The sequence below is a fragment of the Paraburkholderia sp. J41 genome, from assembly GCF_905220235.1.
Classification (GTDB): domain Bacteria; phylum Pseudomonadota; class Gammaproteobacteria; order Burkholderiales; family Burkholderiaceae; genus Paraburkholderia.
In genome coordinates this window covers 95,350-111,820 of sequence record NZ_CAJMZE010000003.1, presented here as the reverse complement: position 1 = coordinate 111,820, position 16,471 = coordinate 95,350, and the positions used below count along the sequence as shown (strand labels likewise).

Here is a 16,471-nt window from a genome sequence, read left to right as displayed (position 1 = left end):
GCGGCACGCGCGATGCGCCCTATGCAGCGTCAACCCCATTGGAGAACTTCATGAGCACGCCCGACAACAACGAACCTTCCGACCCGGTCGAACGCGCCGACGCTCGCCGCGCCACGAAGCAGGATGGCGACGATGTCACGGTACACGACGACGGCACCGTGGAGCAACGTCCGCATGGCAACATGGATTCGACGCTGCTGGCCAAAGGCAAGGACCATCCCGAGCAAGGCCCTTACGTCCCCGAGCATGACAAGGTGGACCCCGACGTCGACCCGGAGGAAGCACCGCGCGGCAAGGACGATCTTGGTGCTTAGGTTTGCTTAGCAATTCCGGCGCTGCGGAAGATTCCCGCCGCAGCGCTTCGCATTCCACCTTTTCGGCGCGATCCTTACGGTTCCAGCTTCACCTTGATCCAACCCGGTTCGCGCGCATCGAACGCTTTATACGCGTCGATCACGTTGGTCAGCGGCTCGCGTTGCGTCAACACGCCGAGCGGATCGAAGCCGCCCTCGCGCACGAGTTCGACCAGCTTGGGAATGATCGTTCGATGGTTGCAGTTGCCCATCTTGAGCGTGAGATTGCGATTCATTGCCTCGCCCAACGGAAAGAACCGGTCGTTGGGCGGATACACGCCGATCACGCCGATCGTGCCCGCCTTCGCCACCGTTTTCATGGCCCAGCGCAGCACTTGCGAAGGACCGTCGCCGGGTTGCCACGGCCCGTCGTTGCCGGGGGCGCGTCCTTGCGTGATCTCACGCACCTCCTCGTCGAACTGTTGCGATTCGCCGCTTGCGTCCCGCTGCGCGCGCACCGCGTCCACCCCCACCGCGTCGATCACGCGGTCCGCGCCAACGCCGTTGGTCAACTCCATGATCGCTTCAACGGGATCTTCTTCCGCGAAGTTGATGGCCTCTGCGCCCAGCGCACGCGCCATGTCGAGCCGCGACGCGACCCGATCCACGGCGATGATGCGCCCAGCGCCCATCAAGCGCGCGCTGGCGATCGCAAAGAGTCCGACCGGGCCAGCACCGTACACGATAACCACGTTGCCTTCGCGCACCTCGGCGAGCTGTGCCCCGAACCAACCGGTGGGAAAGATATCGGAAAGCAGGATGGCGCGATCGTCGTCCAGATCGTCGGGCAACGGCACGAGGCTGGCATGCGCGAACGGCGTGCGTGCGTATTGGGCCTGCAATCCGTTGAACGGCCCAGTCGCACCCGGTCCGCCGAAAAACGCGGTGCCGGCTTGCGCGCCGTTAGGGTTCGCAACGTCGCATTGCGCCGTATAGCCCGACCGGCAATAAGAACACGCGCCGCACGAGATCGTCGACGGAATGAGCACGCGCATGCCGCGCCGCAAATTGCGCACGTTGCGGCCAAATTCTTCGACGATACCCACGCCTTCGTGGCCCAGTATCGTGCCCGGCTTCATACCGCCCAGCGTGCCGCGCACCATGTGCAGGTCGGTGCCGCAAATCGCGCTCGAAGTGATGCGCACGACCGCATCCTCCGGGCGTTCGATCATGGGATCGGGCACCGTATCAAGGCGAATGTCGCCGACGTCGTGGAATACAACGGCCTTCATGGGAACCTCCAGTCGGATTCAGTGCGCCTTCGCACGCGGCAGTGAAGCGTCGAATCGTCGAATGGCGCTTAAGGTTTGAAGCGGGCCTGAAGCGGCCGCTCAGAGATTGGTCGGATCGCCAGGCCGTGTCTTGCCCTTTTCGATGTTCTCTTTCTGGTCGCCGTAGTCCTTGAGGTTGTCGCCCTCGACAATCTGCGCCTCGCCCTCCAGCTTCTTGTTTTCGTCGCGAGTGACGGCACCCACCATCCTGGTCCAGATGCCCTTCAGTTCCTTCTTGACCCCTTCCGTTTTTTCGTGCGCCATGATGGCCTCCAATTCGTCCATGTTCTTGCCCCGACGACCGCGCTCAGCCAATGCTCAGTCACGCGACGCCTCACCGTCCGCTCGCGCAAGGGATATGCCTTTCGCGATGCCGCCGCAGCATGGCCACGCGGCACAGCGGATGCGCACGAGCGAAAAAACTTCGGCGCAACGCATGACTCACGCATCTTCCGCATCGGGCACCGGCCAGATTCATGTCGGCATTTCGGGCTGGCGTTATGAGGGCTGGCGCGGCACGTTCTATCCCCCAAAATGGCCGCAAAAGAACGAACTCGACTTCGCCTCGCGCGCGGTGGAAACCATCGAGATCAACGGCACGCACTACAGTCTTCAAACGCCCGCAAGCTTTATGTCGTGGTACGCGCAAACACCGCCGCATTTTGTTTTCAGCGTGAAAGGAGCGCGGTATCTCACGCATATGCTGCGGTTTCGCGACGAGACTGCCACGGTTGCCTGCGCGAATTTTTTCGCACAAGGCGTACTGGCGCTCAATGAAAAACTCGGGCCTTTCTTATGGCAATTTCCGCCCAATTATTCTTTCGACGCTGAACGGCTCGAACGCTTTCTCGCGCTGTTGCCAAAGCATGGCGACGCCGCACTGGCGCTCGCCGAGGGCCATGACGCGCGCGTGAAAGCCCCATTCCTGCGTTTCGACGCAACGCGCCCGCTACGCCACGCTATTGAAGTGCGGCACGCGAGCTTTCGTGATCCCGCATTCATCGAACTGCTGCGCCGCTATGGCGTCGCCCTCGTCACCTCTCATTCGACCGAACCTTGGCCCTATGCCGAAGATGTCACCGCCGATTTCGCCTATTTCCGGCTTCACGGTTCGACGGAAAAATATGGCGGCGCCTATGAAGATTCGGCACTCGATGCGTGGGCCAAAAGACTGCTTGCGTGGAGCCGCGGCAAGGCGCCGGCGAAGAAAGATTTAATGGCGCCGGAAATCGCGCAGTCCAGACCGGCAGCGCGCGACGTCTTTTGCTATTTCGACAACGACAAGAAAACCGAAGCGCCCTATGACGCGCGCCGCCTGATGACGCGCCTTGGGAAAACGCCGCCGCCGCTGCCCGCCGATGCGAGCGACCTGGCGGCGCGCAAAGGCTGACGCGCACCGGCGGACCCACTTTGGCCGCTGAAGATAAGCGACGCAATCGAACCATTGCGGGGCGGCGAATTCGCCAAAGGAAAACCTGCGTGCGAGAGGCTCAGGCACACAAACTGCTGTGTCTGCCGGCCGCGCCCGATTGCGCGTTAGCCGGACCCAAAAACAACGTCGATATCATGAAACGCACGCCACCGCTTCAGCACAAACATAATTCGGGCCACACGCCTTCGAAATTGCCCGCTCTCCTCGCGGAATCGCACCTGACGCACCTCGAAAGCGTTGTCAGGTTTCTTTCAGGAACCGATCGGCTTTCCGCGCCCAAGCTCGGGCGCCATTATTGGGTCGAGCGTGTCAATGCGCTCGAGGAAAATTATGCGCTCGTGATATCGCAGAAGCAGCGCCTGCTTCATTTGCAAAACCTGCTTTCGTGAACTCGATTGCCGCCCGGGACCCTGCGCTTCTTATGGCGCCCGATGGAAATCGCGAGCCCGAAATAGCAGACGAATAGCGCGCATCACGTCGATGTTGCTTTTTGTGCTGACTCAGTGCCAATATCATTTACACCGCGTACAGAGAGGAAATCCGCCATGGAAGCGATTAACGAACTGCCGCGCATTTTGCCTGACAAAAGCGGCGTCGCGTTCTGCATCACGCGCGGCGCAACATCCACCGATTGCGTCGTTTCCATACGCGCGCTGGAAGACTGGTTCTGGTTGCCGCCGGGCGCAAAACCGGAACGGGTGCTGGCCGCATTTTCCGATGGCTACGGCCGAATCAGCGCCGTCGCCGAGCGACGCGTTCGCGCCCGTTCTTCAGTGCAGTCGATCTACCTGAAAACCGGCGACTTTCGCGCTCAGCGATAGTCCGCCGCGCGTGCGCGCGACGTATTGCGGCGCGCACGCACGTGGTTTGATGTCTGTTTGATGTCTTGCGGTCCACCGCCTCCGCCGCGACCCCGGCGCGATGCGCGTCGCGCCCGCGCGCGCCGACGCCTGGCGCTCCCATCGCCCTCCCCCTCTCACTAGTTCACCGAATGCCAACGGCACGGCGTTTGCGTTGCCGCGTTCAGTCGAACCGAATCTCAAGGGAGTCAGCCATGCAATTCACTTTTCAGTCCTGCCTGATCAGCACGAGCGCCAGCATCGACGACGGAAGAATCGTGGCCAACGCGCGAATCTTTATTCCCGCGCAGGATGGCTCGTTTCAAGACGACGTACACGACCTGCGCTTCGACGACAACTTCGTCGACGAGCATGAAGCGCTCACGCTCGCGCAGGAGCGCGCGATGGGTTGGGTCGAGGAGCATTGCACCAGCGCGGCATAACGCGCCGAAATACGACGCGCCTGGTCACACACCCGTCGTGTTTCATCGAAGGCCGCTTTGGTTACTGGCATGCACCGAACGGTGGACCGTGCATGCCGGATTGACTTGCGGGATTGCAACTTGCCATTTCACCTCGATTCGTTCGCACTTAGCGCAGTCGCCGAAATTAGCCGTTTCGCACACTGCCATTGCGCGAGCTTGTGAAAAGAGCGGGCATCGCAACGCACGGCAATCGCTTCGAAAAGAATGGAACGGGGTTTGCGTTGGGCTGGGCAAGGCATCAGGGAGGCTTTATCTATGGTTCTAAACAATTCGCCCGCTTCCGCGTGTTTCCATTGGAATCACCGCACCATCGCATCCGGTGAAACGCTGCGCGTTGTGGTAGTGGACGACAACAAAAATACCGCCGATGCGGTGAGCGCGGCGCTCGCCCAGGAGGGCTACGAAAGTCTGCCGGTCTACAGCGGCGCACAAGCGATCAAGTCGTGCGATATGTTCCGTCCGCATGCCATGTTGCTGGATATCAGCATGCCGCATTGCGACGGCTTTGCGACCGCCAGGGAAATTCGCGCAACGAAAGGCGAGTCGAAATTGCTGATCCTCGCTTATACCGCCCTTCCGCGTGAGTTTGTCGTCATGCGGGCCGCGCCCGGCGACTTCGACGGCTTTTGCCAGAAAGGCGCGCCAATCGAGAACGTGGTGCGCTGCCTGCGGGAAGTTTCGACTTGAACGTGAAATGCGGGAATCGAGTTTATGGCCATGACCGCCTGGAGAACTTCGCCAGGCAGGCAAGCCCACGCGCTACTCGCGTTTGCGCAACGGATCGAGCAGGCTTCTCAGCCCGTTATGATCCATCTCCTGCATGAGCGCGAGCAGCCGGCCGAGTTCGCCCTGCGGGAACCCTTCGCGGGCGAACCAGTTGAGGTAGTGCCCCGGCAGGTCGGCGATAAGCCGGCCCTTGTATTTGCCGTAGGGCATGGCGAGCGTGACGAGGCGTTCGAGGTCTGGGATTTGCATCCGCGTATTGTGCATGCTTTTCCATTTTCCGCTGCCGCCGCGTCGCTACTTCAGTGCTGCACGCCCCAACGTCGCACCGTCAAACGCTCCAGGCTGTCGAACACCAGGTGCTCGACCACCAGCCCGATGACGATCACCGCCGCGAGCCCCGCGAATACGCGATCCGTGTATAACTCGTTGCGGTTCTGGAAGATGTACCAGCCAAGACCGCCTTGCCCCGCGCTCGCGCCGAACACGAGTTCGGCGGCGATCAGCGTGCGCCACGCGAATGCCCAGCCCACGCGCAGCCCCGCGATGATGGACGGCAACGCGGCGGGCACGAGAATCAGCGCGACCTGACGCAAGCCGCTGAGGCCGTAATTGCGCCCGGCCATGCGCAACGTGACGGGCACGCCCAGAAAGCCCGTGTACATGTTCAACGCGAGCGGCCACAACACCGCATGCACGAGCACGAACAGCAAACTGCCGGTGCCGAGACCGAACCACAGCAGCGCAATGGGCAACAACGCGATGGACGGCAGCGGATTGAACATCGCCGTGAGCATGGAAAGCAAATCGCGGCCGATTCGCGTGGACACGGCAAGCGACGTGAGCGCGAACGCGAGCACCACGCCTATCGCATAGCCGCGCAGCAGCACCGACAGCGAAATGCCCGTTTTCACGAGCAATTCGCCGCTCGCAATGCCCTGAACGAAGGCGCTCAGCGTCGCGCCGAAAGTCGGCACGAGCAGATCGTTGTCCACGATGCGCGCCGTGATTTCCCACAGTGCGATCAATACGAGCGCAATGCCTGTGCGGCGCAACCAGCCCGCGCCAAGCACCCGGCGCGCCAGCGGCAAGGGCGCGGAAACGTCGTCCACGGCCACGGCCTGCAAGGGACGTTCGTACTCCTCACGTATAGGCGGCAGGGGCGGCAAGGGCGGCAAAGCCCGATTCGGCGTGCTCATTGCGGCGCCTCCTCGTGATTGGTGTCGAACAACAGGTGATGAATGCGCGCAACGCTCGCGCGAAAATCCACGCCGCCCATGCTGGCGTGCGAATAGTCGTGGCTATTCAGTTCCGCGCGCACACGCCCGGGATGCGGCGAGAGCAGCAGAATGCGGTTGCCGATCACGAGCGCCTCTTCGATCGAATGCGTGACGAACAGCAGCGTAAAACGTTCTTCGTCCCAAAGCCGCAGCAACTCTTCCTGCATCTTGCGGCGCGTGAGCGCGTCGAGCGCCGCGAACGGCTCGTCCATCAGCAACACGCGCGGCTGCATCGCCAGGGCGCGCGCGATCGCCACGCGCTGCTTCATGCCGCCCGAAAGCGTGTGCGGATACGCATTCGCGAACGCAGCCAGTCCCACCTTGTCGAGATAATGCAGTGCCCGCTCGCGTGCCTCGGCGCGTGCGAGCTTGCGCGCCACGCGCAACGGAAACGCCACGTTCTCCGCCACGGTTTTCCACGGCGGCAATTGGTCGAACTCCTGGAACACCACCACGCGATCCGCGCCTGGGCCGCGCACCGCCACGCCGTCGAGCGAGATCGCGCCCGCGACCGGCTCGATGAACCCGGCGACGGCCTTGAGCAAAGTGGATTTGCCGCAGCCCGAAGGCCCGAGCAGAACGAAGCGATCCGCGCCGTAGACGTCGAAGCTCACGTCCTGCGTCGCGCGAACGATACGCTCCCGGTTGCGGTATTCGAGGCTGACGCCTTCGATGGCGAGCAACCGCTCGCTGCGCGCCGGCGAGATCGTTCGGGCCGCGCCTGGCGCGGACGAAACGCGGCTGCCTGCGGCGCGCGCGGGCGGCGCGCTGTCCCAGACGCGGGAAGTGGTGACGTTCACGATGGCAAGTCCAGCGGAGAAAACGACAACATACGAGCATTTGCCACGCCGACCAACCAACGATTCGCCATATTCAAACGAGAGCGACGCATAAGCGCGAAACGCGCCGCTCGAACGACGACGGGCCGCAAGCGGCCCGTTTGAATCCATGCGATACGCGTTAGCCTCAACTGCCGCCCGCAATCGCCGGATCGTCGAAGAAATAATCGCGCCACGATTTGGGCTCGTTGCGGATCGCGCCGACGCGATACATGAATTGCGCGAGGCCCAACGTATTTTGAGGCGCGGTTTGAAAGCGCACTTGCGGGTCGCGCAAAATCTTGATCAGCAGATTGCGATCGATTTTCGAGTCGTTCACGCGAATGTAAATATCGGCGGCCTGGTCGGGTTTGGCGTCGATGAATCGGGCCGCATCGGCAAGCGCCGCCACGAACGCGCGATAGGTTTTGGGATTGTCCTGCCGAAACTTCGCGGTCGCGTAAAGCACCGTGGCCGAACTCGGGCCGCCCAGCACGTCGTACGAATTGAGCACGATATGCGCTTTCGGATTCGCGGCCAGTTCCTGCTGCTGAAACGGCGGATTGCCGAAATGGCCCGTCACCACGCTGCTGTTGGCGATGATCGCGGCCGTGGCGTCGGGATGCGGAATGGCCTGCGTGAACGGGTCCAGGCGATCGAACTGTTTGTCGCCCCATAGTTTCGCGGCCGCATATTGCAGCACGCGCGACTGCACCGAAACGCCCACGGCCGGCACGGCAATGTGATCCTTGCTCGTGAAATCGGCAATGGTTTTCACGTTCGGATTCGTGCTCACGAGGTAATAAGGCAGATTGCCGAGCGACGCCACGCCCTTCACGTTCTGCCGCCCGTGCGTGCGGTCCCATACCGTGAGCAGCGGCCCAACGCCCGCACCCGCAATATCCACCGCGCCCGAAAGCAACGCGTCGTTCACGGCCGCGCCGCCCGAGAGACGCTGCCAGTCCACCTTGATGTCGATGCCTTCCTTGCGCCCTTCCTGCTCGATGAAATGCTGGTCGCGCGCGACGTTGAGCATGAGATACACCACGCCGAACTGCTCGGCGATGCGAATCTGCCCTTCGGCGTGCGCGGGCACCGAAACGGCAAGACCCGCGGTTGCGAGCGCCGCCGCCAGCGTCGCGGCCCCGGCGCGACGCCATGCGCGCGTGCGGCGCACGAACGCCCCGCCCCTGATTCCGATCATTCGTCTTTCCCTCGTTATCTGACTCGTGTCTCGCATCGCATCGAACGGCGACGCAAATCGCGCGCTCAATCTACGTGCGCGCCATGCGGCTGACAACGAAGGAAAACCGATACGGTTATCCGCTCAAGTCATAAAGACGATGCTGCGGCGTACGTGCTTTGTCAGCATGGCATGCAGCCGTGGCCCGGACTCGAAGAAAAGCTCGCGCGTTCCAGGAGCGCTCCGGCATCGCACGGCGCACGCCATCCACGCAACCGGTTCGGTAGGTTTTGCCGGTTCGGTGCGGTATCGCCCCATTTTTGCTGTTGTTTTTTATCTTCAAATAAGGCCCGTGTTACTCAGGAAAACAGAATCATTCTCATTTGCATGTATGATAGCGGCCTTCGATGCCGGATAGATCAACGCTTTCCACACGCCGCTTCCAGAAATGACCCGAATTGTTCATCGCTCCACGCCGGCGCTGCGCCTCGCGCCGCTCGCCCTCGCTGCCCGGCAGGTTTTCCCGATTACGGCCGTCTGCCTCGCGGCGTGGTCCGCGTCCGCCTTCGCCGCCGACGCGCAGAACGACGCGGCAAGCGCCAGCGGTTCCGCCACCGCGGTCCTGCCTACCGTCACGGTGCAGGGCGCGCGCGAGCAGCTTCCGGGCGATCTCGCCCCGGCGCTGCCCGGCGGCCAGGTTGCAAGCGGCGCGCAGGTCGGCGTGCTGGGCCAGCAAAAACTCATCAACGTGCCGTTTTCGGTCACGAGCTATACGTCGAAGCTGATTCAGGACCAGCAGGCGCACACGCTCGCCGACGTCGTCGCCAACGACCCCGCCGTGCGCACGGCGCTGGGCTACGGCACGATCGCCGAGACCTACATCATTCGCGGCTTCGAGGTGTATTCGGACGACGTCGCCCTGAACGGCATGTACGGCCTCACGCCGCGCCAGATGGTGGGCACGGGCGCGATCGAACGCGTCGACATCTTCAAGGGCGCGACGGCGTTCGTGAACGGCGCGGCGCCCGGCGGTTCCGGCGTGGGCGGCGACATCAACGTGCAGACCAAAGTGGCCGACGACAAACCGCTCACGCGCGTGACGGTGGAAGGCAGCGCGTCGGGCGAGATCGGCACGCGGGTGGACGTGGGCCGCCGCTTCGGCAGCGACGATCAGTTCGGCATTCGCGTGAATCAGACCGTCGAGGGCGGCGACGCGGCGATCCAAAATCAAACCGATCACTCGCAGCAAACGGCCGTTTCGCTCGACTATCGCGGCGACAAACTGCGCCTGTACGCCGATTTCCTCTATCAGAAGGAACATCAGTCGCAGAACCGTCCGGTGGTGTTCGAGACCGGCGACACGCTGCCGGCCACGCCTTCGGCGAGCTACAACTACGCGCAGCCCTGGGCCTACTACCAGACCGAAGACACCATCGGCATGCTGCGCGGCGAGTACGACATCACGCGCAACTGGACGTTCTACGCGGGCGTGGGCTCGCGCCACACGGCCGAAAACAGCACCACGTCCAGCGTGTACGACTTCAACGGCGCGGGCACCGCCTACGCGTTCCCGTCGATCCACAAGGAAAACGCGATCTCGGCGCAAGTGGGCGTGCGCGGCAAGTTCGACACCGGCCCGGTCTCGCACCAGTTCAACGCCGGCTGGCAGATCAACCGCGTCGCGGCCTATAACGCATACGGCTTCAGTTCGAGCTTTGGCACCAGCCTCTACGACACGCCTCGCGTGGCGGAGCCGGCCGCGCCGCTCACCGGCAACTTCGCCGATCCGGGCCTGACCAGCGTGGCGCTCATGCGCAGCTTCGTGGTCTCGGACACGCTGGGCTTCTTCAATGACCGCGCGCTGTTCACGATCGGCGCACGCCATCAGGACATTCTCCAGAACGGCTACGCATACGGCACGGAAGTGCAGAACGCGGCGTACTCCGACTCGGCCACGACGCCTATTCTCGGCCTCGTCTACAAGATTCAGCCGAACCTTTCGGTGTACGCGAACCGCGCGGAAAGTCTCGTGGAGGGCGGCACCGCGCCCACCACCGCCGCGAACTCCGGCGCGGTTACGGCACCGTTTCGCGCGAAGCAGTACGAAGCGGGCGTGAAGTACGACGCGAACCACTACGGCGCGGCGCTCGCGATCTACCAGATCCGCCAGCAGGTCGCCTACACCAATTCGGTCACGAACATTTACGGCGCGGACGGCATCCAGCAGCACCGCGGCATCGAATTTTCGATGTACGGCGAGCCGGTCAAGGGCGTGCGCCTGATCGGCGGCGTGTCGTACATCAACGCGAAACTCGAGGACACGAACGGCGGCACGCAGGACGGCAATCGCCCGATCGGCGTGCCCGCATGGAGCGTGAACGCGAACGTCGAATACGACGTGCCGCAACTCGCCGGACTCACGCTGATGGGCCGCGCGCTGTGGACGAGCACGCAGTTCCTGGATCAGGCGAACACGTTGCAGGTGCCGTCGTGGACGCGCTTCGACGTGGGCGCGCGTTACGAAACCAAGGTGGCCGGCCACGACACGAGCTTCAAGGTGATGGTGACGAACCTCGCCAACCGCTCGTACTGGTCGTCGGCGCTCGGCGGTTATCTGACGCAGGCCGCGCCGCGCACGGCCTGGTTCTCGGTCACGAGCGACTTCTGACGCCCGCCATGCCGGGGCCGCGAGGGCTTCGGCATGCGGCTCGGGCAACCGGCCGGCATCGAGCCGCGCGACGTAGCGGCGACGCCAATCGGCGAGGCAACGCAGCGGAACGCCGCGCTCGTCGAAGGGCCACGGTGGCCGCCGTGCTTGTGCGATGGCCCGAGCAAACGCTCGCGGCGGCCGGGTTGGGTGCGGCGTTCATGTCGTCCATCACGGCGCGGCGAGGCCGCCGCCTCTCGCCCGCCGCCGATCCTCTACGGAAGCAGATCGCGCAGAGCGTTCCCGAAGCGAAACGGCCTCGGGCGGGCCGGCGCTCACATGTTGCTATAGGAGCTGCACCAGCCCGCGGCCGCCACGCGCTTGCCGCTGAACAGCAGGCAATCGCCCGATTTGCCGTCGGCTTGCGCCTGAAACAGCGAGCAGGTTCCACAGGTCTGACCCGGCATATAAGACGAGTATTTGTTGCGATCGACCGTTGCCGCGTTTTCGGTGTAGCCGACGTTGCGTGCCTGCGCGTCGGACTCGCTGAGCATGGGTTCGTCCGCGCGAGCGCCCTGCGTCGCCAGCATCGACGTGGCCGTGCAAACACTCAGGACGAGAAATTTTCGACGTTGGCTATCCATCGTGGGAACGGAGTTTTGTGGTGCGAAGCGGGGAACGCGCGAAGCCGGCCCTGCACGGCGAATGGGCTGACAAATGAGCTGGCGAATGAGCTGACAAATGGGCTGGCGAACGCGCGCGGCGCATCAGTATCTCAGGGCGGCGGGATTCGTGCAGCGGCGCGCGATGCCGCGCCCGCACGGCGGCGCGTCGCGGGCACCCGGCGGTAACGTAAGCCTGTCGAAAAGGGCCGCCCGTTTAGCGGTGCGGCCCGCACGGCATCGCCGAAAAAGACACGCGCCGGGACGCACCGGACACGCACCGGACACGCGCCGCGCTCACAGCGGCGCGTCGCCTTCCCGGCGCACGGGTTGCGTCTCCTTCAACTGCTTTGCGAGACGCGAGGCCTGCAAATAGCCGGGATTCGCGGGGCGCTTCAAGTACCGCCCCGCGCCGCGCCGCGCGCGCAAGTCGCCGTCGGCCCAAACGAGTTCTCCTTGCGAAAGCGTATGCGTGGGCACGCCGCGCACGGTCATGCCTTCGAACACGTTGAAATCCACGTTCTGATGATGCGTCTTGACCGAGATCGTGCGCGTGGCCTCCGGGTCCCACACGACGAGATCGGCGTCGGCGCCCACGGCCACCGCGCCCTTGCGCGGGTACAGGTTGAAGATTTGCGCCGCATTCGTCGAGGTCACGCGCACGAATTCGTTCGGCGTGAGCCGCCCCGTGTTGACGCCCCGGTCCCACAGCACGGCCATGCGATCCTCCACGCCGCCGCAACCGTTAGGAATCCTCGTGAAATCGGCGCGTCCCATGGCTTTCTGCGAGGCGCAGAACACGCAGTGATCGGTGGCCGTGGTGTGCAGCAGGCCGCCTTGCAGCCCGCGCCAGAGCGCGTCGCGATGCTCCTGGGTGCGAAACGGCGGGCTCATCACGTGAGCGGCGGCGCGCGTCCAGTCCGGGTCGCGATACACGGCTTCGTCGATCACGAGATGCCCCGCCAGCACTTCGCCGAACACGCGCTGCCCTTCGCCGCGCGCGCGCGCGATGGCTTCGAGCGCGTCCTTCGCCGACACATGCACGATATACACCGGCACGCCCAGCACCTGCGCGATGCGGATCGCGCGGTTCGCGGCCTCGCCTTCCACTTCGGGCGGCCGCGACAACGGATGCGCCTCGGGCCCCGTGAAGCCGCGCGCGAGCAACTGGCGCTGCAACTGGAACACGAGTTCGCCGTTTTCCGCATGCACGGTGGGCAGCGCGCCCAGTTCGAGCGAGCGCGCGAAGCTGTTCACGAGAATCTCGTCGTCGGCCATGATGGCGTTCTTGTACGCCATGAAGTGCTTGAAGCTCGACACGCCGTGGTCCTGCACGAGCAGGCCCATGTCGCGATGCACGCTTTCGTCCCACCACGTCACCGCCACGTGAAAGCCGTAGTCGGCGGCGGACTTTTCGGCCCAGCCGCGCCACTCGCGAAACGCGTCCATGAGCGGCTGCTTCGGGTTGGGAATCACGAAGTCGATGATCGACGTCGTGCCGCCCGCGAGCCCCGCCGCCGTGCCGGTGAAGAAGTCGTCGCTCGCCGTCGTGCCCATGAAGGGCAGTTCCATGTGCGTGTGCGGGTCGATGCCGCCCGGCATCACGTACTGGCCGCCCGCGTCCACCACGCTCGCGCCCGCGGGCGCGTCCAGCTTCTCCCCCACGGCCTGGATCGTGCCGTGCTCGCAGAGCACGTCCGCGCGCCAGCTTTTGTCGGCGTCGACCACGGTGCCGCCTCGAATCAGGATCGCCATGATGCTTTGTCTCCTTCGGTTACTGTGACGCTGGGTTGCCTAACGTGCCATTAGGTGCCACTACCTGCCATTACGTGCCACTACGTGCCATAGCGTGCCATTACGTGCCGATAATGCCGGCCTACCGCAACGCCTGGGTTGGACCGACGCTCACGCGCTCGCCACGGTCGGGCGGCGGCTCTTGCCGAGCTTCATCAGCACGCCATAGACAAGCGCCGCGATCGCGAGCCCGACGAACCACGCATAGGTGTAAAGCCCTTTGAACGCGTCGGGCACGGAAGGGAACGCGTTCGGAAACGCAATGTTGAGAAAGCCCGGCAGATTCGGCAGCACGCCCGCGAGCAGCGCAATGACGGCCGCCGGGTTCCAGCCGTTCGAATACGCGTACTCGCCGTTTTCCTCGAACAACTGCGCCGTGTCGAGGCGCGTGCCGCGAATGAAAAAATAGTCGACCATGAGAATGCCCGCCACCGGCCCGAGCAGCGCCGAATAACCGACGAGCCAGGTGAAGATATAGCCTTGCGTGGTGGCCAGAATCTTCCACGGCATCATGACGATGGCAAGGCCCGCCGTGATGAGGCCGCCCGCCTTGTACGAAATGCGCCTCGGCCAGAGGCTCGAAAAATCGTAAGCCGGTCCCACGAGATTCGCGGCGAGATTGCAGCACATGGTGTCGAGCGTGAGGATGACGAGCGCGACGCCCACGCCCACGCCTTCCATGCGGCTCGTGAGGTCGATGGGGTCCCAGATCGCCTTGCCGTAGATCACCACCGTGGCCGAAGTCACGACCACGGAAACCACCGAAAGCAGCGCCATCGGCACCGGCAAGCCGAGCGCCTGGCCCACGAGCTGATCCTTCTGCGTTCTGGCGAAGCGCGTGAAGTCGGGAATGTTGAGCGCGAGCGTGGCCCAGAAGCCCACCATGGCCGTGAGGCTCGGCCAGAACGTCGCCCAGAAGAGGCCCGCCTTGTGGCCGCCCGCCGCGAATTGCGACGGCTGCGAAAGCATCGAGCCCACGCCGCCCGCTTTCGAGCACGCCCACCACACGAGCACCGCGCACATCACCACCTTGATGGGCGCCGACCAGCTTTCGAGCCAGCGGATCGAATCGGTGCCGTGCAGGATGAAATAAAGCTGCAAGACCCAGAACACGAGAAAGCACGCGCCCTGCCCGATCGAAATGCCGAGAAACGGCAGTGCGTCGCCCACCAGCGCGTTGTGCGTGAGGATATTGGCGAGCGTATAGATGGCGCTGCCGCCGAGCCACGACTGAATGCCGTACCAGCCGCACGCCACGATCGCGCGCAGCATGGCCGGGAGTTTCGCGCCTTGCGTGCCGAACGAGGAACGCACGAGCACCGCATACGGAATGCCGTATTTCGCACCCGCATGGCCGATCAGAAGCATCGGCACGAGCACGATCAGGTTGCCGAGCAGCACCGTGGTCACGGCCTGCCACGGCGACATGCCCTGCTCGGTCAGCCCGGCGGCCAGCATATAGGACGCGATGTTCATCACCATGCCGACCCACAGCGCCGCGAAGTGATACCAGCGCCACGTGCGCTGCGCGACGCCCGTGGGCGCGAGGTCGTCGTTGTATAGCTCGCTTTCGGCGCGGCGCGCGTTGGCGTCGGCGGCTAGGGGCTGGCTCATGATGCGGGTTCTCCGTGGCTTGTCGTTTATGCGGCTTCGTTCGATTTGCTTCGATATCCGAACTATTGGCGATTTCAGGCGGCTTTCGGGTCGGGCACGCGCGCCGGATTGTTCGGATGCGTGGTCCAGTTCGCGTAGCGCTCGCCCGAATCGACGCGCTCCATCGTGATGCACTCGTCGACCGGGCACACGTGCATGCAGAGATTGCAGCCCACGCAGTTCGCGTCCACCACTTCGAAATGGCGCTTGCCGTCGCGCATGGCGGTAATGGCCTGATGCGAAGTGTCCTCGCAGGCGATATGGCAAAGCCCGCACTGGATGCAGCGGTCCTGGTCGATGCGCGCCTTGATGTCGTAATTCAGGTTCAGGTATTGCCAGTCGGTGACGTTGGGCACGGCGCGGCCGCGAACGGCGTCCAGATTCGCGTAGCCCTTGTCGTCCATCCAGTTGGAAAGGCCGTCGATCATGTCGTTGACGATGCGGAATCCGTAGTGCATCGCGGCCGTGCATACCTGCACGCTGCCCGCGCCCAGCACGATGAATTCGGCGGCGTCGCGCCAGTCGGAAATACCGCCGATGCCCGAGATCGGCAAGCCGCGCGTTTGCGCATCGCGGGCGATTTCCGCGACCATGTGCAGCGCAATGGGCTTCGCGGCGGGGCCGCAATAGCCGCCGTGCGTGCCCTTGCCGTCCACGGTGGGCAGCGGCGCCATCACGTCGAGATCGACGCCCACGATCGAATTGATGGTGTTGATGAGAGAAACGCCGTCCGCGCCGCCTTTGAGCGCCGCGCGCGCGCCGTGGCGAATGTCGGTGACGTTGGGCGTGAGCTTCACGAGGCAAGGCAGGCGCGTGCCTTCCTTCACCCAGCGCGTGACCATTTCGATGTACTCGGGCACCTGGCCGACGGCCGCGCCCATGCCGCGCTCGCTCATGCCGTGCGGGCAGCCGAAGTTGAGTTCCACGGCGTCCGCGCCCGTGGCTTCCACCTGCGGCAGAATCCACTTCCAGTCGTGCTCGGTGCAGGGCACCATCAGCGAGACGATCAGCGCGCGGTCGGGCCAGTCGCGCTTCACCTGGGCGATTTCCTTGAGATTCACGTCGAGCGGGCGGTCGGTGATCAGCTCGATATTGTTCAACCCCGCAATGCGCTGGCCGCGCCAGGTGGTGGCGCCGTAGCGCGAACTCACGTTCACCACGTGCGGGTCGAGCCCGAGCGTTTTCCAGACCACGCCGCCCCAGCCGGCCTCGAAAGCGCGGTTGACGTTCCAGGCTTTGTCGGTGGGCGGCGCGGAGGCGAGCCAGAACGGATTGGGCGATTCAATACCGGCAATCGTGCAGCGCAAGTCGGCCATGATGCGGCTCCTTCG

17 protein-coding genes are annotated in these 16,471 nt (G+C 64.0%); 7 read left to right on the top strand and 10 right to left on the bottom strand.

From position 1 onward, the window contains the following. The first annotated feature begins 50 nt into the window (after positions 1-50). The gene (locus U5805_RS04145) at positions 51-314 is read left to right on the top strand and encodes a hypothetical protein (RefSeq protein WP_322102169.1); all 264 of its coding nucleotides are present in this window, start codon (positions 51-53) and stop codon (positions 312-314) included. A 74-nt stretch (positions 315-388) separates the two neighbouring features. Here the strand turns inward: U5805_RS04145 and U5805_RS04140 are convergent, their stop codons facing one another. Both U5805_RS04140 and U5805_RS04135 read right to left on the bottom strand, forming a co-directional pair. Then, positions 389-1,585 carry an alcohol dehydrogenase catalytic domain-containing protein gene (locus U5805_RS04140; RefSeq protein ID WP_322102168.1) on the bottom strand — a complete coding sequence of 399 codons (1,197 nt, stop codon included), beginning with the start codon at positions 1,583-1,585 and terminating at the stop codon, positions 389-391. A gap of 99 nt (positions 1,586-1,684) precedes the next feature. Continuing rightward, positions 1,685-1,828 carry a CsbD family protein gene (locus tag U5805_RS04135; RefSeq protein WP_322102167.1) on the bottom strand — a complete coding sequence of 48 codons (144 nt, stop codon included), beginning with the start codon at positions 1,826-1,828 and terminating at the stop codon, positions 1,685-1,687. Between the two features lie 232 nt (positions 1,829-2,060). Between U5805_RS04135 and U5805_RS04130 the strand changes: the two genes are divergently transcribed. From U5805_RS04130 to U5805_RS04110, 5 genes are all read left to right on the top strand, one after another. Beyond that, positions 2,061-3,014: a DUF72 domain-containing protein gene (locus tag U5805_RS04130; RefSeq protein ID WP_322102354.1), complete on the top strand. Its 954-nt coding sequence runs from the start codon at positions 2,061-2,063 to the stop codon at positions 3,012-3,014. Between the two features lie 89 nt (positions 3,015-3,103). Continuing rightward, positions 3,104-3,445: a hypothetical protein gene (locus tag U5805_RS04125; protein WP_322102166.1), complete on the top strand. Its 342-nt coding sequence runs from the start codon at positions 3,104-3,106 to the stop codon at positions 3,443-3,445. A gap of 156 nt (positions 3,446-3,601) precedes the next feature. Then, on the top strand, positions 3,602-3,877 hold the full coding sequence (locus U5805_RS04120) for a DUF1488 family protein (protein WP_322102165.1): 276 nt from the start codon (positions 3,602-3,604) through the stop codon (positions 3,875-3,877). Positions 3,878-4,110: 233 nt separating this feature from the next. Then, positions 4,111-4,338 carry a hypothetical protein gene (locus U5805_RS04115; protein ID WP_322102164.1) on the top strand — a complete coding sequence of 76 codons (228 nt, stop codon included), beginning with the start codon at positions 4,111-4,113 and terminating at the stop codon, positions 4,336-4,338. Between the two features lie 297 nt (positions 4,339-4,635). After that, positions 4,636-5,067: a response regulator gene (locus U5805_RS04110; RefSeq protein WP_322102163.1), complete on the top strand. Its 432-nt coding sequence runs from the start codon at positions 4,636-4,638 to the stop codon at positions 5,065-5,067. Between the two features lie 72 nt (positions 5,068-5,139). Here U5805_RS04110 and U5805_RS04105 read toward each other — a convergent pair whose 3' ends face one another. The 4 genes from U5805_RS04105 to U5805_RS04090 form a co-directional block, all read right to left on the bottom strand. Beyond that, entirely contained in the window at positions 5,140-5,355 is a 216-nt protein-coding gene (locus U5805_RS04105; RefSeq protein ID WP_322102162.1) for a DUF3820 family protein, read from the bottom strand. Between the two features lie 50 nt (positions 5,356-5,405). Beyond that, complete coding sequence (locus U5805_RS04100) at positions 5,406-6,302, bottom strand: ABC transporter permease (RefSeq protein WP_322102161.1); 897 nt, start codon at positions 6,300-6,302, stop codon at positions 5,406-5,408. Next, positions 6,299-7,243 (bottom strand): ABC transporter ATP-binding protein, encoded by a 945-nt coding sequence (locus U5805_RS04095; RefSeq protein WP_415914532.1) that lies wholly within the window; start codon positions 7,241-7,243, stop codon positions 6,299-6,301. Before U5805_RS04095 ends, U5805_RS04100 begins: the two co-directional genes overlap by 4 nt. A 106-nt stretch (positions 7,244-7,349) precedes the next feature. Then, positions 7,350-8,405 carry an ABC transporter substrate-binding protein gene (locus U5805_RS04090; RefSeq protein ID WP_322102160.1) on the bottom strand — a complete coding sequence of 352 codons (1,056 nt, stop codon included), beginning with the start codon at positions 8,403-8,405 and terminating at the stop codon, positions 7,350-7,352. A 427-nt stretch (positions 8,406-8,832) separates the two neighbouring features. Here U5805_RS04090 and U5805_RS04085 point away from each other — a divergent pair, with 427 nt between their 5' ends. Further along, complete coding sequence (locus U5805_RS04085) at positions 8,833-11,052, top strand: TonB-dependent receptor (RefSeq protein ID WP_322102159.1); 2,220 nt, start codon at positions 8,833-8,835, stop codon at positions 11,050-11,052. A 314-nt stretch (positions 11,053-11,366) separates the two neighbouring features. Here the strand turns inward: U5805_RS04085 and U5805_RS04080 are convergent, their stop codons facing one another. From U5805_RS04080 to preA, 4 genes are all read right to left on the bottom strand, one after another. Continuing rightward, entirely contained in the window at positions 11,367-11,585 is a 219-nt protein-coding gene (locus U5805_RS04080; RefSeq protein WP_322102158.1) for a high-potential iron-sulfur protein, read from the bottom strand. A gap of 405 nt (positions 11,586-11,990) precedes the next feature. Continuing rightward, positions 11,991-13,448, bottom strand: coding sequence for a dihydropyrimidinase (gene hydA, locus U5805_RS04075; protein WP_322102157.1), 1,458 nt, complete (start codon positions 13,446-13,448; stop codon positions 11,991-11,993). 150 nt (positions 13,449-13,598) lie between these two features. Further along, positions 13,599-15,101, bottom strand: coding sequence for an NCS1 family nucleobase:cation symporter-1 (locus tag U5805_RS04070; protein ID WP_322102156.1), 1,503 nt, complete (start codon positions 15,099-15,101; stop codon positions 13,599-13,601). A 74-nt stretch (positions 15,102-15,175) separates the two neighbouring features. Then, complete coding sequence (gene preA, locus U5805_RS04065; protein ID WP_322102155.1) at positions 15,176-16,456, bottom strand: NAD-dependent dihydropyrimidine dehydrogenase subunit PreA; 1,281 nt, start codon at positions 16,454-16,456, stop codon at positions 15,176-15,178. Positions 16,457-16,471 lie beyond the last annotated feature (15 nt).

Coding starts and splice junctions, on each gene's coding strand:
- U5805_RS04145 (WP_322102169.1), top strand. CDS start 51: ATGAGCACGCCCGACAACAACGAACCTTCCGACCCGGTCGAACGCGCC.
- U5805_RS04140 (WP_322102168.1), bottom strand. CDS start 1,585: ATGAAGGCCGTTGTATTCCACGACGTCGGCGACATTCGCCTTGATACG.
- U5805_RS04130 (WP_322102354.1), top strand. CDS start 2,061: ATGACTCACGCATCTTCCGCATCGGGCACCGGCCAGATTCATGTCGGC.
- U5805_RS04120 (WP_322102165.1), top strand. CDS start 3,602: ATGGAAGCGATTAACGAACTGCCGCGCATTTTGCCTGACAAAAGCGGC.
- U5805_RS04115 (WP_322102164.1), top strand. CDS start 4,111: ATGCAATTCACTTTTCAGTCCTGCCTGATCAGCACGAGCGCCAGCATC.
- U5805_RS04110 (WP_322102163.1), top strand. CDS start 4,636: ATGGTTCTAAACAATTCGCCCGCTTCCGCGTGTTTCCATTGGAATCAC.
- U5805_RS04105 (WP_322102162.1), bottom strand. CDS start 5,355: ATGCAAATCCCAGACCTCGAACGCCTCGTCACGCTCGCCATGCCCTAC.
- U5805_RS04100 (WP_322102161.1), bottom strand. CDS start 6,302: ATGAGCACGCCGAATCGGGCTTTGCCGCCCTTGCCGCCCCTGCCGCCT.
- U5805_RS04090 (WP_322102160.1), bottom strand. CDS start 8,405: ATGATCGGAATCAGGGGCGGGGCGTTCGTGCGCCGCACGCGCGCATGG.
- U5805_RS04085 (WP_322102159.1), top strand. CDS start 8,833: ATGACCCGAATTGTTCATCGCTCCACGCCGGCGCTGCGCCTCGCGCCG.
- U5805_RS04080 (WP_322102158.1), bottom strand. CDS start 11,585: ATGCTCAGCGAGTCCGACGCGCAGGCACGCAACGTCGGCTACACCGAA.
- hydA (WP_322102157.1), bottom strand. CDS start 13,448: ATGGCGATCCTGATTCGAGGCGGCACCGTGGTCGACGCCGACAAAAGC.
- U5805_RS04070 (WP_322102156.1), bottom strand. CDS start 15,101: ATGAGCCAGCCCCTAGCCGCCGACGCCAACGCGCGCCGCGCCGAAAGC.
- preA (WP_322102155.1), bottom strand. CDS start 16,456: ATGGCCGACTTGCGCTGCACGATTGCCGGTATTGAATCGCCCAATCCG.